The 17,172-nt window shown below is 43.1% G+C and carries 13 protein-coding genes; 3 read left to right on the forward strand and 10 right to left on the reverse strand.

Translation table 11 applies throughout. The features are described from left to right. Positions 1 to 22 precede the first annotated feature (22 nt). From rhaA to NST40_RS18330, 3 genes are read right to left on the reverse strand one after another with little or no spacing between them, the layout of a single operon-like run. Positions 23 to 1,279: an L-rhamnose isomerase gene (rhaA, locus tag NST40_RS18320; protein ID WP_076128282.1), complete on the reverse strand. Its 1,257-nt coding sequence runs from the start codon at positions 1,277 to 1,279 to the stop codon at positions 23 to 25. A gap of 38 nt (positions 1,280 to 1,317) precedes the next feature. Further along, on the reverse strand, positions 1,318 to 2,784 hold the full coding sequence (gene rhaB / locus NST40_RS18325; protein WP_342409860.1) for a rhamnulokinase: 1,467 nt from the start codon (positions 2,782 to 2,784) through the stop codon (positions 1,318 to 1,320). A gap of 27 nt (positions 2,785 to 2,811) precedes the next feature. After that, positions 2,812 to 3,963 carry an iron-containing alcohol dehydrogenase gene (locus NST40_RS18330; RefSeq protein ID WP_076219347.1) on the reverse strand — a complete coding sequence of 384 codons (1,152 nt, stop codon included), beginning with the start codon at positions 3,961 to 3,963 and terminating at the stop codon, positions 2,812 to 2,814. 357 nt (positions 3,964 to 4,320) lie between these two features. On the opposite strand from NST40_RS18330, the gene NST40_RS18335 reads away from it, so the two are divergent. Further along, entirely contained in the window at positions 4,321 to 5,076 is a 756-nt protein-coding gene (locus tag NST40_RS18335) for a DeoR/GlpR family DNA-binding transcription regulator (protein WP_076100077.1), read from the forward strand. An 84-nt stretch (positions 5,077 to 5,160) separates the two neighbouring features. Here NST40_RS18335 and NST40_RS18340 read toward each other — a convergent pair whose 3' ends face one another. The 3 genes from NST40_RS18340 to zwf all read right to left on the reverse strand — a co-directional run bounded on the left by NST40_RS18340 (position 5,161) and on the right by zwf (position 8,486). Beyond that, positions 5,161 to 5,802, reverse strand: coding sequence for a methyltransferase (locus NST40_RS18340; RefSeq protein ID WP_342409861.1), 642 nt, complete (start codon positions 5,800 to 5,802; stop codon positions 5,161 to 5,163). A 183-nt stretch (positions 5,803 to 5,985) separates the two neighbouring features. Beyond that, on the reverse strand, positions 5,986 to 6,879 hold the full coding sequence (gene gnd, locus NST40_RS18345) for a phosphogluconate dehydrogenase (NAD(+)-dependent, decarboxylating) (protein WP_036688068.1): 894 nt from the start codon (positions 6,877 to 6,879) through the stop codon (positions 5,986 to 5,988). A gap of 71 nt (positions 6,880 to 6,950) precedes the next feature. Next, positions 6,951 to 8,486 (reverse strand): glucose-6-phosphate dehydrogenase, encoded by a 1,536-nt coding sequence (zwf, locus tag NST40_RS18350; protein WP_076278115.1) that lies wholly within the window; start codon positions 8,484 to 8,486, stop codon positions 6,951 to 6,953. 1,741 nt (positions 8,487 to 10,227) lie between these two features. Between zwf and NST40_RS18355 the strand changes: the two genes are divergently transcribed. Further along, a complete protein-coding gene (locus tag NST40_RS18355; protein WP_342409862.1) occupies positions 10,228 to 11,115 on the forward strand; it encodes a fructose bisphosphate aldolase in 888 nt (295 codons plus the stop codon). A 379-nt stretch (positions 11,116 to 11,494) separates the two neighbouring features. On the opposite strand, the gene NST40_RS18360 is transcribed toward NST40_RS18355, so the two are convergent. From NST40_RS18360 to NST40_RS18370, 3 genes are all read right to left on the reverse strand, one after another. Continuing rightward, entirely contained in the window at positions 11,495 to 11,857 is a 363-nt protein-coding gene (locus tag NST40_RS18360; RefSeq protein WP_076128270.1) for a DUF1304 domain-containing protein, read from the reverse strand. A gap of 162 nt (positions 11,858 to 12,019) precedes the next feature. Further along, complete coding sequence (locus NST40_RS18365; RefSeq protein WP_143761999.1) at positions 12,020 to 12,853, reverse strand: hypothetical protein; 834 nt, start codon at positions 12,851 to 12,853, stop codon at positions 12,020 to 12,022. A 92-nt stretch (positions 12,854 to 12,945) separates the two neighbouring features. Then, entirely contained in the window at positions 12,946 to 14,529 is a 1,584-nt protein-coding gene (locus NST40_RS18370) for a glycoside hydrolase family 43 protein (RefSeq protein ID WP_342409863.1), read from the reverse strand. 121 nt (positions 14,530 to 14,650) lie between these two features. Between NST40_RS18370 and NST40_RS18375 the strand changes: the two genes are divergently transcribed. Beyond that, positions 14,651 to 15,508 carry an AraC family transcriptional regulator gene (locus NST40_RS18375; RefSeq protein WP_342409864.1) on the forward strand — a complete coding sequence of 286 codons (858 nt, stop codon included), beginning with the start codon at positions 14,651 to 14,653 and terminating at the stop codon, positions 15,506 to 15,508. 7 nt (positions 15,509 to 15,515) lie between these two features. Here the strand turns inward: NST40_RS18375 and NST40_RS18380 are convergent, their stop codons facing one another. After that, positions 15,516 to 16,970 carry a glycosyl hydrolase family 28 protein gene (locus NST40_RS18380; protein ID WP_342409865.1) on the reverse strand — a complete coding sequence of 485 codons (1,455 nt, stop codon included), beginning with the start codon at positions 16,968 to 16,970 and terminating at the stop codon, positions 15,516 to 15,518. Positions 16,971 to 17,172 lie beyond the last annotated feature (202 nt).

The following is a 17,172-nucleotide window of genomic DNA, read 5'->3' on the forward strand; positions in this document are numbered from 1 at the left end:
TTGCTGCTCTCCGTATCCACTTCTATCTTAAAGACAAAACGTCTTGTTCATAATTTTTCACTTCAGTAAGCCATTGCTCACGCACCGGTGTACCTTGTGATGCACAGTAGTAATCCCAGACCGCTCCAAACGGATACGATTTGAACTCTTCTACCAGAGCAAGACGTGAAGTATAATCCCCGGACCGCTCGATTTGCTTAAGTTCTTCCACTGGTTCCAGCATCGCACGCAGCAACGCCTTAATAGTGTTGCGGGTGCCAATGACCCATGCCGCGAGATGATTGATACTGCCATCAAAGAAATCCAATCCAATATTCGTACGAGGAAGTAAATCCCCGCGAACCAATTCACGGGCGATTTCCAGCAGCTCATCATCCATTGTTACCACATGGTCACTGTCCCAGCGGACAGGTCTGCTGACATGCAGCAGCAGCTGCTCACTGAACATCAGAATCGAAGATAATTTATTCGAAATCACTTCTGTAGGATGAAAATGTCCCGCATCCAAACAGATCGCTTTTCCATTTGTTAAACCATAACCCATATAGAATTCATGAGAGCCAACCACATAGCTTTCAGAACCAATTCCAAACAGTTTACTTTCCAAGGCATCCATATTATAAAGCGGATCTATTTCCTGACTAAAAATCTCATCCAGCGACTCTTTTAAACGTACTCTCGGAGCTAGCCGATCTACTGGCGTATCTTTATATCCGTCTGGAATCCAAAAATTCGTCACACAAGGCTGACCCAGCTCCCGCCCAAAATGCTCAGCGATCGTACGTGAAGCTTTACAGTGTCTGATCCAGAAATTCCGAATCTCCGCGTCCGAATGACTGAGAGTGAATCCATCGGCTGCTTTCGGATGTGAGAAACAAGTAGGGTTAAAATCAAGCCCTAAGCCCTGCTCCTTCGCCCAATCCACCCAGGATTGAAAATGTCGTGGCTCTAGTTCATCCAAATCTACAGGTTCATCTGTATCTGCGTAAATAGCATGCAGGTTAACCTTATGTTTACCAGGAATAAGAGATAACGCCTTTTCTAAATCTTGACGTAGTTCATCTGGTGTACCCGCCCGGCCCGGATAACTTCCCGTTACCGCAATGCCCCCGCTTAGTTCTTTTTCCTTAAAAAGAAAACCTTTTACATCATCACCCTGCCAGCAATGTATGGAAATTTTAATTTGCGCGAGTCGCTCCAGCACTTTATCCACATCAATACCGTGGGCTGCGTATAGTTTTTTGGCTTCGTTATAACTAGTGATAATGCTCTGATCCATGCTGTTTATCCTCCTAAATTAGTGCAAGTCTGTTTCGCTTAGATAAGCTCATTCACCTTGGACAGATGAAGGCTTCTCCAGCGATTTAGAATGTTATCAAAATGCTTGATCGGCTGCGGAATGTATGATGTTATTTCAAAAGATTGTTCGATAATAGCTCTTGCCTCAGTTATGTCTGCAATGGAATCTGTGCTAATCATCTGCACTACTATATTTCCTAGAGCAGTCGCTTCCGTTGGTCCAGCCTTTACTTCCCTGCCGATAACGTCAGCGGTTAGTTGGCATAAAAGCCGATTGTTCGCCCCGCCGCCGACAATTTGCAATCCCTCGATCCGACGTTCTGTCAGCTCCTCCAACTCTTCCAAATAAGTTAGATAGGATAACGCCAAGCTGTCAAAAACACAACGTGCTAACTGTCCAGGTGTCTCCGGAACGGGCTGCTCACTCTCCATACAGGCACTGCGGATTTCTTCTATCATGTTGGATGGATTAAGAAACCTTGGTGCATTACAAGGGATCAGGCTGCGAAACCCCTCTTCTCCCTGTGCAAGCTCTGCAAGTTCCGCAAAACTATAGCAATTGTTCAGTAATCTGCGAACCTCTTGAATAAGCCATAAGCCCATTACATTTTTGAGGAATCTATAAGTTCCGTAGGCTCCCCACTCATTGGTGTAGTTAGCCTGCATGGCTTTTAGAGAATTTAGAGGCTCCGTTCTTTCTACACCGAGTAAAGACCAAGTTCCACTGCTGATATAAGCTGAGCCTTCTTGAAGTGGAGCACCTAGCACTGCAGAAGCCGTATCATGGGATGCCACACAGATCAGCTGGCATTCAGGCAGGTCATATTGTTGGATTAAAGCTTCGTCAAGAGGACCAACCACTACACCAGGCTCAGTTAACTTTGCAAATTGATCTTTCCTGATATTCAAAAATTCTAATAGGTCATCGTCAAAATCCCGGCTTTCCAGATTCAACAGCTGTGTTGTAGATGCAATCGTAACCTCGTTGATTCTGCGGCCAGTCAGTCGGTAATATAGATAATCTGGTACAAGTAAAATCTGATCCGCTTGCGCTAGCTCTTCTTCTTTATGAACATATAACTGATTCAAGGTATTGATGGATAACTGCTGGATTCCTGTCTTTTCATAGACGGTTTGTGGTGAAAGCTGCTGTGCCACCTGATCCACAGCCAGATCCGTTCTGCGGTCCCGGTAGGCGTATACTTCCTGAACACGATTCCCGTCCTCATCTACCAGCACATAATCTACACCCCATGTATCAATACCGAGCGTACAGGTAGTAATTCCATCGGTTTTAGCCTTCCGAAGCCCGATCATAATCTGCTCTACTAAATAATCAATATCCCAGAAACAGGAACCCTCTTGTTCCGTAAAGCTATTGCTAAAGCGATGAAGCTCTTCTAAGGAAAGAATACCTTCTTGCAATATTCCGCGCACCAGCCGCCCACTTGAGGCACCGATGTCAACGGCGATGTGATTATTCATAAACAATCTCCTATGATAAGGGGTGATTTATAATATTTTTTTGAACAGTGTAATAACTTCTTCTTTAGTAGGAATAAAAGGGTTCCCTGGTGCACAAGCATCCTTCATCGAATTTTCAGCCAGAAGATCAAGATCTACTTCTTCTACACCAAGCTCGGATAATTTGGCTGGAATCCCTACTTCTTTAGACAACGCCTTGATCGACTCAATTACGAAATCTGCGCATTGTTTATCCGTTTGGTTCTCTACATTAAGTCCAATCGCTTTAGCAATGGATCTGAATTTCTCAGGCACATATTTGGCATTTTCTTCTTCCACAAAAGGCAGCAACATCGCGTTACATACGCCGTGCGGCAGATCGTATACGCCGCCCAGCTGATGCGCCATCGCATGCACATAACCAAGCCCCGCATTATTGAAAGCCAAACCGCCAAGGAATATCGCGTATACCATCTGTTCACGCGCTTCGATATCATGGCCATTCTTCACAGTACGAGCCAGGTTAGCAAAAATAAGCTCCACTGCGGCTAGTGCCGTAGCATCGGTTACCGGATATGCTCCCGGCGTCACCAGCGCTTCAATCGCATGAGTCAATGCATCCATACCCGTGGCCGCGGTAAGTGCAGCGGGTTTATCAACCATAAGCTCAGGATCGTTGACTGAAATCGTCGCAAGGCTGTTCTTATCTACCATTACCATCTTCACTTTGCGTTCTTCGTCTGTGATTACATAGTTAATGGTCACTTCAGCCGAAGTACCAGCAGTGGTATTCACGGCGACAATCGGCAGTGATTTATGCTTAGACTTGTGTACACCTTCATATTCTTTGATATGACCGCCATTTGTGGCAATGATACCAATGGCTTTGGCAGTATCCTGTGGTGATCCACCGCCAATGGAAATCAGATAATCACAATTCTGCGCTTTGAGATAATCAACGCCATCGTGGACATTTTTACAGGTCGGATTGGGTTTCACTTCATCATAGATGGCATATTCAATCCCCGCTTCGTCCAATACCGTCAGCAATTTACCAGCAATGCCACTTTTCATAAGGAATTTGTCCGTAACAACAAGCGCCTTTTTTAATTTAAGCTCTTGGATGTATGGACCAATCTCCTGCAAGCATCCCTTGCCCATAATATTGATCGATGGAACATAATACACATGCGTGCTCATGCTTGACCAGCCTCCTAAAGTTAATTTATCAACACCAAAGTTTTACACACAACTCTGCAAGCTAGAGCGTAGTATTCCGGCTGCAGCGCCTCAGGCTGGCCTCTGAATCGCAACTGGGCCGGCTCTGGTATCTTTCAAATCTAATTACCACTACAGGACTTATTTTCTCCTTCATCGTATGCCTCCAAATCTTTGTTGTCAACATTTTAAATATTATTAATGTTGTTTTTATTTGTTTTATATCCGTTTTGTGAATATTATTGGAAAACAAACATGAATTTACGTTGATTTTATTGCAAAACACAGATATTTGGAGCTATGATTAAGGAATATAAAGATTTCGGAAAGGTGATCCCTATGCTTGCAGCTGAAAGACGCAAAAAAATAATTGATCTTGTTCATCAGGATAAACGAGTATTAGTCTCTGATCTAAGCCGGATGTTTGAAGTTACAGAAGAGACGATACGCAGAGACTTGGAGAAGCTGGAGAAGGATGGCATTCTAAGCCGAACCTATGGCGGGGCCATGCTGAATCGTCACACGAACGAGGATTTGCCTTTTGTTACACGCAATGCGCTGAATACAGATATCAAACGGGGAATCGCCCTTAAGGCGCTAGATTTAATCAATGATGGAGATACGTTAATGGTGGATCCTAGCTCCACAGCCTTTGAGTTTCTAAAACTGCTTGGCAATAAAAACAATCTGACCATTATCACGAACTCGATTAATATTTTGCATGAGTTCTCGAATTCTGGGATGGATATCATCTCTACCGGAGGTTCTTTACGTTACCGATCCATGTCACTCGTGGGTCCTGTAGCACATGACACCATTCAAAGATACAATGTGGACACTGCGGTTATCAGTTGTAAAGGAATAGATATGGAGCGAGGCATCACAGATTCTAATGAACCGGAGTGTGAGCTCAAGAAATATATGCTACGTCAAGCTAACAAGGTCATACTCCTGGCCGATCACACCAAATTCGATAAGACCGCCTTTACGAAGCTGATCGAGCTTGGCCAAATCGACTTTTTGATCACAGACCGCCAGCCTTCTGAGGTTTGGTTGAAGCGCCTGAACAAAGAGAATATTGAGCTTCTCTATTAATCGGACTCAAACGCCTTCGGTGCCCAATTAAAAATGCCGTTCCCCAATGAGTAATGGGTGACGGCATTTGTTGTATGGAGATGATTATCTTTTTGTATAAACCTGAGAGATTGGGACTACGTTGACTGTTGATTTGGGATTTTCGCGTTGCACTTGCGTTGTGGTTTTTTTCCTGCAAATATATATAAGCGCTGGTGGAAAATTCAGCAGCACCCACTTCGTGTGTAGGATCTCAAAATGCTGGCTCAACTCTGTTTTCATCCGCGGAAAATATTCATAGGTTATAAACCACCCTCCTTCTTTTAAAGAAGAAATGATCTGTTCCATAAACCTAGTGCGGTCTGGCTTCGAGAAATTCATCAAAGACAAACTACTCACGATACAATCCAGCTTCTCCAGACTGCTGTTATGAAGCGCAAGACGCAGCCGGAGACAATCATTGTTGCAGAAACATCCGGGGAACTCCTCTCTTAATTGACTGCGAAAATCAGGATCTATTTCAAATAAAAGAACATTCATACCGGTCTTTTCTCCACGCGGAATAAACCTTGTGATTGCACCAGTCCCAGCACCCAATTCAGCCATAGAATGCACTTGGTTCCAAGGCACTGGATCAAGCAACGTCTGGGCCAGCCAATGTGAACTGGGAGTCACACTACCATATTGTCGGGGCGCATGCAGAAATTTTTTTAGAAAATGAAGTCGCTCACGAATTCCACTTTGCATGAAATCTCCCCCTTGCTTCCTAACTTACCCTTCTACCCCTAAAATATGTAAACTGCATTAAATTCGTACTCCAACTATACTTCCCATTATCTATTCCCCTTAAAATAAAAAGCCCAAATTTCTCCGCAACATAAATTGCGGGAAATTCGAGCTTGTAAACACTCAATTCAGAGTCGGCCAATCTTATTTAGTTTCCACAGCGTGTCCGCCGAATTCGTTCCGCAGTGCAGCAACTACTTTGCCAGTGAATGTGTCGGTCTCAAGGGAACGGTAACGCATCAATAACGCCATTGCGATAACCGGAGTCGCCGCTTGTAAATCAAAGGCGGTTTCAAGCGTCCATCTGCCTTCACCAGACGAATGCATAATGCCCTTGATCTCATCTAGTTTAGCATCCTTCGAGAAGGCGCGTTCCACAAGTTCCATCAGCCACGAACGGATAACAGAGCCGTGATTCCACACCCGAGCTACTTCCTCAAAGTTGTAGTCAAATTCACTCTTTTCCAGAACCTCAAAACCTTCACCGATAGCAGCCATCATGCCGTATTCGATACCGTTATGCACCATTTTTAGAAAATGGCCGCTACCTGCTTTACCAGCATATAAAAAGCCGCTTTCTACAGCTGTATCACGGAAAATAGGCTCCACAACTTCCCAAGCTTCGGGATCTCCGCCAACCATGTAACAAGCGCCATTACGCGCCCCTTCCATACCGCCAGAGGTACCTGCATCCATAAAGTGAATTCCGTGCTCCTTCAATTCCTCATACCGACGAATCGATTCCTTATAATGCGAGTTTCCTGCTTCAATAACGATATCACCTTTAGACAACTGTGGAGTAAGTTCAGCGATTACAGAATCAACGACCTGATGCGGAACCATGATCCAAATGATTCTTGGTGTTTCCAATTGCTGTACCAATTCTGGAAGCGTTACTGCTCCACTAGCGCCTTTAGCTTTCATTTCTTCTACAGCAGGTGCATTCAGATCAAAAGCAACAACCTCATGTCCATGATCCAGCAAATTTTGACCCAAATTAAAACCCATTTTTCCTAACCCAACTAATCCTACTTTCATGTAAATTCCCTCCGATTTATAGATTCTTGTGATGTATTTTAGCTAAATTGGCAAAAAAAACAGGCAGGGGCTTAAGCCCCTGGCCGTATAGATTCCTGCGCTGCTGCAACTTCTGCTTGAGCGTCGAGAAGATCTGACTCCTGATCTGTATCATCAAACCACCAGCGGTCTTCACCCAAAAGCTCCATAGCCGCATCTGGACCATAAGAACCTGAAGCATAGGTATGAAGTGGCATTAGCCCCTCTTCCATAGCTTCCTGGATTGGTGTAACCCATTGCCATGACAGCTCGACTTCTTTCCAATGAGCGAAGAAAGTGGCGTCACCACGAAGTGCATCAAAGATCAGATTTTCGTAAGCTTCTGGTACGTCTGAAGTTCCGGCTTCATAAGTAGCGAGGACAGGTTCAAGTTTCCCTTTTTGCAACTGATCCTTCGTATTCAACTGAAGCGTAATGGCTTCATTCGGACCGATCTCGATGATGAGTAGATTTGGAACGTCATTTCCTTTATTTTTGTTATTGTTATCATTAAACGGTTCTTTAAATTCTATAACAATTCTTGTTGATTTCTCTTTCATTCTCTTGCCAGTACGGATATAGAACGGAACTTCATTCCACAATGGATCATCTATAAACAAACGCGCTGCAATAAACGTCTCATTTTGTGAGGATTGGCTAATTCCGGGTTCATCTAAGTAGCCTGCAACAGATTTACCTTTAATTTCACCTTCAGCATATTGTCCGCGGACAACATATTGATTAACTTCGTCTTTACTTAGCGGAATGAGGCGCTCCATGACATATCTTTTCTTCCCACGGATCTCTTCAGGTGTACTGCCTTTTGGAAGCTGCATCGCCATCATCATGAGCAATTGCAGCATATGGTTCTGGAACATATCACGAAGTGCCCCAGCTTTATCATAATAGCCTGCCCGTTCTTCAACGCCAACAATCTCACTCGCCGTAATTTGCACATTTGCGATATACCGATTTTTCCACAGTGCTCTAAGCACAGGATTTGAATATTTTAGAACTTCCAGATTCTGAACCATCGGTTTACCCAAGAAGTGGTCAATTCGGAAAATCTCCTCTTCAGTAAATACGGCATTCAAGCTGTCATTTAACTCTCTTGCTGTTTGCAAGTCTGTACCAAAAGGCTTTTCAATAATCAGACGCTTCCAGCCCTTCGTAGATCCCAGACCACTGGAGTGAATATTGGCGGCAATTTCCTTGAAAAACTCAGGACCCACCGATAAATAGAACATCCGATTCTCCGGAATGTTAAAAAATTGCTCACGACGTTTAACATGCTCCAGGAGCTTCAAATAATCCTCTGTATTACCTACATCTAGAACGCTATATTCAAAAGCTTCCAAGAAAACCTGCAACTGTGGAGATTCAACTGCCGGTTGTCTAGAAAATGTCTGCAAAGATTGCAGGACTTGCTTACGGAAAGCTTCAGTTGAAACTTCTCTTCTTCCTAATCCAATCACTGAGAGAGGACCTGAAATTTGACCATCTAAAAAGAGGTTATATAGTGCAGGATAGATTTTACGTTTTGCTAAATCTCCTGTAGCGCCAAAAAGCACAAATGTTGATGATTCCACTTTCATTCCTCCCGCTGTTATATATTATTTATTAACTTACTTTTAATTACTAGCATACTCAGTAGAATCAATCATACGACTGATATTTTTATTCGTCAACCTCATTTCGACATTTACGAAAAGTTATTATTTTCACAAAGCTTCGAATTGGTAATTATGATTAATGTCACACCAATTATCTTATTGGATTATTCGTATTAATTTACTAGGAAATAATCCGAAAATAAGATAACAACCCGCTCCCAGCATGGATTTTGGCGTTCTGAATTTACACACTCTGATTTAAAATTCTTCATCCAAAGCTGTTTACAACATAAACAAAATTCCCAGTCGCTTAAATAAGCTCATCCTTCCACTGTGTTTCAAACTAACTTTAAGTAATTGACTGGATTGGTCTGGCACGCCTCGAAGAAGACTATGCGTTTTGATCCCAAATTTGGGAATTAAGCATAAAAAGTGACTGCTTCGAGGAATATTACTTGAGAATGCTCGAAGGAATTTTTGCTAAGCACATTGGAGTGACTGGAGTCTGTGAAGAGAACGATTGGGGATGAGATGACGTTTGCAAAGAGTACCATTGGGGATAGGTTGAAGGTTGCTAAGAGTACCCTGTGAATGTCTTGAGTTTGCTAGGTGAACCATTGGGATTGTCCTGAAGTTTGCTAGGTGTACCCTGTGAATGTCTTGAAGTTTGCTAAGAGTACCCTGTGAGTGTAGTTTGCTAAGTGTGCGCTTTGGGGGATCGCTTAAAAGTTCGCATAGAGCGTCTTTAGTTTCAGTTTGGAGTAACATTTATGTTTACCCGCATCTCCGGCTGCGGCGATATCGGACCTTGGAGTCCTTATACGTCGATTCGTACTCGTCTGCCGTGGCCTTATGTCCACACAACTATGGATCGGACTCAGGTGGCCTCAAACGTCGATTCTTACTCGTCTTCGGTGGCTACACGTCCTCGCCATCGACGGTCCGGACTCAGGAGACGCTATTTCACAGATTTTGGTCATTTCGCCATGTTATCGGACTCAGATGCAACTATTCGACCCAATGTACTCCTCTTTGGAGCAAATACTTGGTAATAAGAGCTATGCGGTCCGATACTTCTGAATAATGCTCCAAAAACACTAAATAGCTGCGATACAGTCCGAACGATGATGTAGTATCGCCAATCTTGCTAGTCCGGACTCAGCTGACATTATACGACGATGCTTACTCGTCAACCTAGGCTGTATGTCCACACTAACTATGGGTTCGGACTCAGGAGACGTTATTTCGCAGATTTAGCCCATTTCGCCATGCTATCGGACTCAGATGCAACTATTCGACCCAATGTACTCCTCTTTGGAGCAAATACTTGGTAATAAGAGCTATGCAGTCCGATACTTCTGAAAAATGCTTCAAAAACACTAAATAGCTGCAATACAGTCCGAACGATGCTGTAGTATCATCAATCTTGGCTAGTCCGGACTCAGCTGACATTAAACGTCGATTCGTTCTCGTATGCTAAGATTGCAAGTCTTCACCATCTAGGGATCGGACTCAGGAGACCTTACACGTAGATACCTCGTCATCCCCATGGATCAATTAGATCCGGAAGTCCTTATAACGCAGATTCAAACCACCTCACAATAGACTAGTTACCAGCCAAGTTTACAATACCATTTGTTTAGAGCCGGTACATTAAGTGTTATAGTTAATGAACATATAAATTTTCATTCAGTTCACGAAGGGAAGGAGAATTTTCATGAATATGGAGCAATGGGAACAAATTCGGACGGGACAGGGATTTATAGCTGCCTTGGATCAAAGTGGTGGCAGTACACCAAAAGCGCTGCTGCAATATGGTGTTGCAGAGGACAGTTACTCTAATGAAGATCAAATGTATGGGTTGGTTCACGAGATGAGAACGCGCATTATCAAGAGCCCTGCATTTGATTCTAAGCATATACTGGGTGCAATCTTATTTGAGAACACAATGGATCGTTCCATAGACGGGCAATATACTGCCGATTTTCTATGGGAGAAAAAAGGGATTGTGCCTTTCCTGAAAATCGATAAAGGGCTTGCCGACCCTGAGGACGGAGTACAACTAATGAAGCCTATTCCCGGCTTGAGTGATCTTCTGAAGCGGGCCAACGAACGTAACATCTTCGGTACAAAAATGCGCTCGGTGATTAAAGAGGCTAATCCTTCCGGTATCAAAAAGGTGGTTGAACAGCAGTTTGAAATCGGCAAGCAGATTTTAGCAGCGGGACTCGTTCCTATTATCGAACCGGAAGTTGATATCCACAGTGCTGATAAAACGGCTTCAGAGAAGCTGCTAAAAGAAGAACTATCGGCCCAATTGTCTACGCTGGGCAAAGACGTGAAGGTCATGCTTAAGCTCTCCATCCCAACGGAGAATAATTTCTACCGCGAATTAGTGGATGATCCTCATGTTTTGCGAATTGTCGCTTTGTCCGGCGGTTACACACAAGCGGAGGCCAACGATAAGCTCGCCCATAATCAAGGACTGATCGCCAGCTTCTCACGTGCGTTATCACAGGGACTAGGTGCTGGGCAGTCAGAAGAAGAGTTTAACGCGCTCCTCTCCAAATCTGTAGAAGCGATTTATGCAGCCTCTATTAAATAAGATCCTCATTTAAACCAGCACATAAAAAGAGCTGTTTCCCTGACAGGTGATCCCTGCTGGGTAGCAGCTCTTTTTTTATGATGAGAATTTACTTTTAAAGTCTAGAATTTTCATATTAAACGCCATTCTGTCTACTCATTCAGCCCACACAAGCATGCAATGGGTTTGTTAAAGTCCCTTACATCTTATCTAAGGACCACACCTGTAGCTAAAACACATTAATCAACCACTTCTCTGTTGTTTCTTGGTACACCATCCATAATTCCTGTTTTTAATCCAGCGCATTTCCTTACCCAATAATTTCTTGATCTTACGCAAAAAAGGCTTCCACCACGTAAGTACGCGAGGTAGAAACCTAATCGATTACTTCTATGTTATCTTAAATCGAAACCACGAGGATTAATGCAATTAAAGCTGGCAGTCCTTGCATAAATAAAATAGACTTTTTCACCGTCAGTCCGCCATATAACGCTGCCACTATAACAGTTGATAAGAAGAAGATTTCAATTTGATGGCCGAAATTCACATTCGGATGAACCAATCCCCAAATTAAACCTGCCGCCAAAAATCCATTGTATAACCCTTGGTTCGCTGCCAGTGTTTTAGAAGCATCCGCAACTTCCTGCGTCATTCCAAAGACTCGAAGCCCTTTTGGCTTTGACCAAGCGAACATTTCTAAATAAACAATATAGATATGTATTAACGCAACAACACCGACCATAATATTAGCTACCCATACCATCAAAATAACCACCTTATTTTAATTTGTGTACAATTTAATTGTATCACATTAAAACTCAAAAGTGTATACAAAATCCCATAAACAATTCGACACTAAAAAAAGAATAGCCATAATCTTCAAAAAAAGACTATCGCTATTCCATACGTAATGTTTTATGAAATTCTAAAATACTTTTGCAGCAATATAAACGGTTACGCTATTGTAAAAACCATAAAGAGAACCATTGCTCCAGACGAAATTGCTAGGATCTGAAATTCCCGTATTTTGAGACGCTTGATGTCCATGTTTCTCTGACCATAGACCTGAGCTATTTTGAAGCATGAAGTGGTAATCAACGTTATCCTCAGGAATATCGACTTTACCATTACCATTTGAGTCGATCCATCCCACTCTTAGTGCAATTCGATGTTCATCGGAATTAATCGTTGCAGTTCGGCCCGGAAGTATCCGCCAACCCGGTTTAAAGTATAAAGGATTTGTATTGCCATCTTGAACCACAAGACCAGCAGTATAATACACGTTAGTAAAATAGGCAGGATCTCTGACATTTGAGACCCCGTCTCCATCACCAGGGTTGATTGCCCCAGGAAATCTTAAAGCATAACCATAACAGTTAATTCCATAACTATTCTCGGCTGTATACGGCCACGCATGACCATAAGCGGAAGCTAGAGTTGCTTGCGGAGAATCAGGTTCAAAAGTAGGTGTTATTAGCTCCGGTGCTAACAATTCATTATTAATAAGATTGTCATCTGCCGGGGGTACAAAGCTTGATGACTCTTTGAGTTCTCCAACTGTAGTAACATTTCCTTGTGTGTCCACAATAATCGTATCGTCGCCCTTCCATTCTCCAACCCAAACCTTTTCCGGTCCAGAAGTTTGGACTTCTTTCAAATTACTCACGTCGACGTCGATGGGTGCAGCCATTGCAGCAGAGGACAGGGCCAGATTCAGTAAGAGCGTGCAGGTTATTGCGGCTTTATAAGTCTTTTTCAAAATCATAAACATCCCTTTCTATGTAAGATAAGTAAAAATTAACATTTTATCCTAAAATAGACTATGAAGAATGTTATGGTTTTTCCGAACACCTATAAAGCTTTATATTCAAAATAGTCAAAATAAGCCGGCTTCGCTTGCTGATCCAAATCCTGAGCACATACCCCGACATAGGAACCGGTAAAGCCAAGCTTGCCGCCATATTCATCCGAAAGCGTACCAAAATCTAAGGGAGTACAGACAGCTGTCCAATTCACCCCGTCTGATGAAGCATAAAACAACAGATCACGTCCATGAATTTCCGCCTTTAGATAATAACGATCCCAATCTTTCACAGATAGCTGCATAGAGGAAATCTCATCGTATTTGCCACCTCTACACAGCACAACGCCCAAACTAGTTCCACGAATCTCATCTGCGGTAACACGCAAATAATAGTAATCACTGTCATCATAATAGAGGACTAACCCAGCCATTTGCAGGAAGCTATCCGGCTCGAATTCCAGACAGGTTGTAGCTAAGCATTCAAAATGTTGAATCGGCCGGGCAATTAAACTCTGATCATGCAGTGAAGCTAATGACTCTCTGCCGCGCAGACGAAGAAAACCCGGACGTTCCTTCAAGCTAACCCAAGATTCATCAAAGGGCACACGCAAGCTTTGGTATGGAAATCCAAGAACCTCTCCATCAAATTCATCTCTGTTTGGCAGCTCCTCAAAAGTGAATATCGGCAGTTCAGGAGCCACGGTCTCCAATGCAGGCAGCTTCCCTCCGTGGGCCAATCGCAACCAGCCATCCTCTGTCCATTCACAGCGTTGAATAGCAGTTTCCCGGCCTAACGGATTCATCGTTGACGTTCCCGGAATCGGACGTGTGCATAAATGCGCCATGTACCAGTCCCCATTCTGAGTCTCTACGAGCGATCCGTGCCCTGCTTGCTGAAACGGGTAGGTCAGATCATGCGCCGTGGTCATAATCGGGAAATCCGGATCCGTCTCATAAGGACCTGTGAGGCTTCTGCTTCTAGCTAAGGTGACCATATGGTTGATGCCAGTGCCTCCTTCAGCTGTCAGTAAGTAATAGTACCCATCCTTCTGGTACAATTGCGGACCTTCGGTCACACCGATAGGTGTCCCTTTATAAATTTCATGGATAGGTCCCGTTAATTTGCCAGTCTCCGGGTCATATTGCTGCATAACGATGCCAGAGAAGTTATTGTGATTTTTACGGAAATCCCAACGCATATTAAGCAGCCATTTGGTTCCGTCCAGATCATGGAACAAAAATGGATCAAATCCGCTGCCATTAAGTCTAACCGGCTCACTCCACGGGCCCATGATATCCGTCGCTGTAATTAAATAATTATGCAGATCTTTATATACACTTTTGCGAGATTTCACATCTGTAAATAGCAGATAAAATACGCCTTGATCATAAGAAAGCGCGGGCGCCCAAATGGAACCAGAGCTTACGTTACCACGCAGATCTACTTGTGAGGCTTCTGTCAGCACACGTGAAATGGAATGCCAATGAACCAGATCCTTGGAATGATGGATTTCTACACCGGGAAACCATTCAAAAGTAGAGGTTGCGATATAATAATCATCCCCTACTCTAATAAAAGACGGATCTGGATGAAAACCTGCCAACACCGGATTAACAATTTTTTGCGTCATAATGTTACCCTCCACTACCGGATTTTTCATAGTTTAACGTATTTATTGTATCGCTTTCATAACGATTAAAGTTATAATGAGATATAAGAAAATGTTTGTATTTTGTCATCTTGGAGGGCCTATGAAGCAGCTGTTCGAACCTGTTGTTTTTGAAGAACATAAGACCTTGATTTGGGATTATAAAATATATACCGACGACTATTACAAAGGTTATTATCACTGGCATCAATGCTGTGAAGTCATGTTCGTGTATGGCGGACAGGGAAACGTTGTTGTGAATCAGCAGATGTACGATATCCGCAGGGGAATGTTATTCTTTTTCCAGCCCTATCAGCTGCACCGGATCTATTCTGAGGTTTCTCCCGAGTGTCCTTTTGAACGAACCATCTTCTACATTGATCCACATGTTGCTGAACACCTGCTGGAGGGTTTTGCGAAAAGGAAGACTTTATTCACAGCGCTTTGGCAAGGGAAAAATACACATTGTGCCTTTGATCTTAAGGATCACGTTGAGTCTGTGGAGTGGATTCTGGAGCAATATAATCACAATAAAAAAGTCAGTCTGACTGAGGATACCGAAGACATTTCACTGTTAATTCTTCAATTATTGAGCAATATAGGAACTGAAGATCAGCATGTATTCCAATCAGGAGAACGGCGAACCTTGCGCTATTCTGAGAAAATCATGAGTTTTATCGAAGAGCATTATCATGAGGAGGTTAATCTGGATCAGTTAGCTGAGGAGATTCACTTGTCCAAATCCTATATCTCCAGAATCTTTCATCAGGAAACCGGAGGAAGGCTTGTTGATTATCTGACTGCCCGCCGGATCAAACAGGCCTGCCGCTTGTTAGGAACGACAGACCTGCCTGTGGAGCAAATCGGAATCACTGTTGGTTTTCCAAATGCCTCATATTTCAATCAACTGTTCAAAAGAGTCCTAGGGACGACGCCATTAAAATATAGAAAAAGTAATTAGATCCAATCTACACAACCGTATTTTTTTCAGTAACGAAGAGTATATTTTTAGCAAAATGATTAATATCTATCAGCTCTGGGCGGGGGGCGTCCACCAGTTCACCATTGATCCTTAAATTGACAAAGGTCACATTTTCAACAGCTCTCTCTTCGTCATATCCATAAATTCGTGAAGGGTTGGCCGTCCCGCTATAGCTGATGTCGCGAAATGTAATGTTCCGGATGCTTGTCCCCGGCTCTGGATTGTAATCCTTGTTATAGACCACCCGCACATCAATTAGCTGCCCCCGCTCAATACGCTCTACACGTATATTTTCATATAGAACATTACATACCCTATTTCGATCCCCGGCATTAATCGCCAGTGCCCCCCAATAGTTCTCTTGCGGTTCGTGATGATTCAAGATATCAATATTTGCAAAAACAATAGACTCAATGGTGTCCCCGTTCCGTTCATGGTCCCCATGTGTACCAATCATTAATGGATGAGCGACATCCGCCCACAAAATGGAATCACGAACGCTAATATTGCGGGTATCTCCATAAAAATCCCATCTCGAGCCGTAAATAGCAATACAATCATCCGAATTACGCATAAAAACATCCCGGATTCTAACCTCGGAACTAGACATAATATCAATGCCATCAGACCACCCCCGAGTGCTAAACGATTTGAAATTATCAATCACAATCTGCTCAGACTGCCCGATGAAAATGCTGTAATGTGGCGGATCAATCACGGTAATACCTTCCACATTTATGGATCGCGAAAAAATAATTCGTATCCCTCGAAAGGCCGAGAATCGATGAAAATCCGCAAGATAAACTATACCGCGACCACGAATGGATACATCATGAACTCCCTCGCATACCAAGGAACCTACAAGCACTGAACCTCCGGCAAGATACACCGTGGTTTCCGAAGGGACCGGCAATACTGTTTCTTCTATATAATGTGTGCCTGGAGCGAAATAAAGCACCTTCCTTTTTTCACGAGGATCAGCAGCGGCATTATCCAGCAGCCGTAAAAGATCAGGTTTCCGGTGTATACCCGGTTGGACTACTAGAACATTAGCATCCTCTGGTTGAGGGGCATCCTTCTCCTTAGGGTTAGCAAATAAATGCAGATTTCGAAAAATATCACCGTTGATCTCAATCGATAACTTTTGCGGACCTGTTAGCTTAAACAAAATGGTATTTCCATGATATTCGTAAGAGATCCCTCGCGAAGCCGGAGCAATGTTCACACAATCAATCTCCGTATAAAGACAGGTGACTTCAACTTCTACTGTACCTTCCAGATCAAAATAAGCCATGGATGCAGGACGCACCTCATGCATATCTACCTTAACCTCGTAAATAAACAAGCTATGCCATTCTCCTTCAGGCTGCCGTACTCTGACCTTATAATCCTCACGTCCCGGGATATCTTTAGGTGCTTTATATACTTGTAAATCATCCACTTTACCATCCTCCTGTTCATTTCGATTGTATCGCTTCCAACACCGATAAAGTTTTAATGTGTTATGCAGAAATGTTTGTATTTTGTCAGTTTTAAATTATAAGCCAACTTCAACATGACAATAATCAAACATTTCCTTATATCAAAACACAACTTTCCTGAGCTTTAGAAAGCTATACTCATAACATCCTAATTACACTGGA

The sequence above is a fragment of the Paenibacillus sp. FSL R10-2778 genome (assembly GCF_038593035.1).
GTDB lineage: Bacteria > Bacillota > Bacilli > Paenibacillales > Paenibacillaceae > Paenibacillus_AQ > Paenibacillus_AQ odorifer.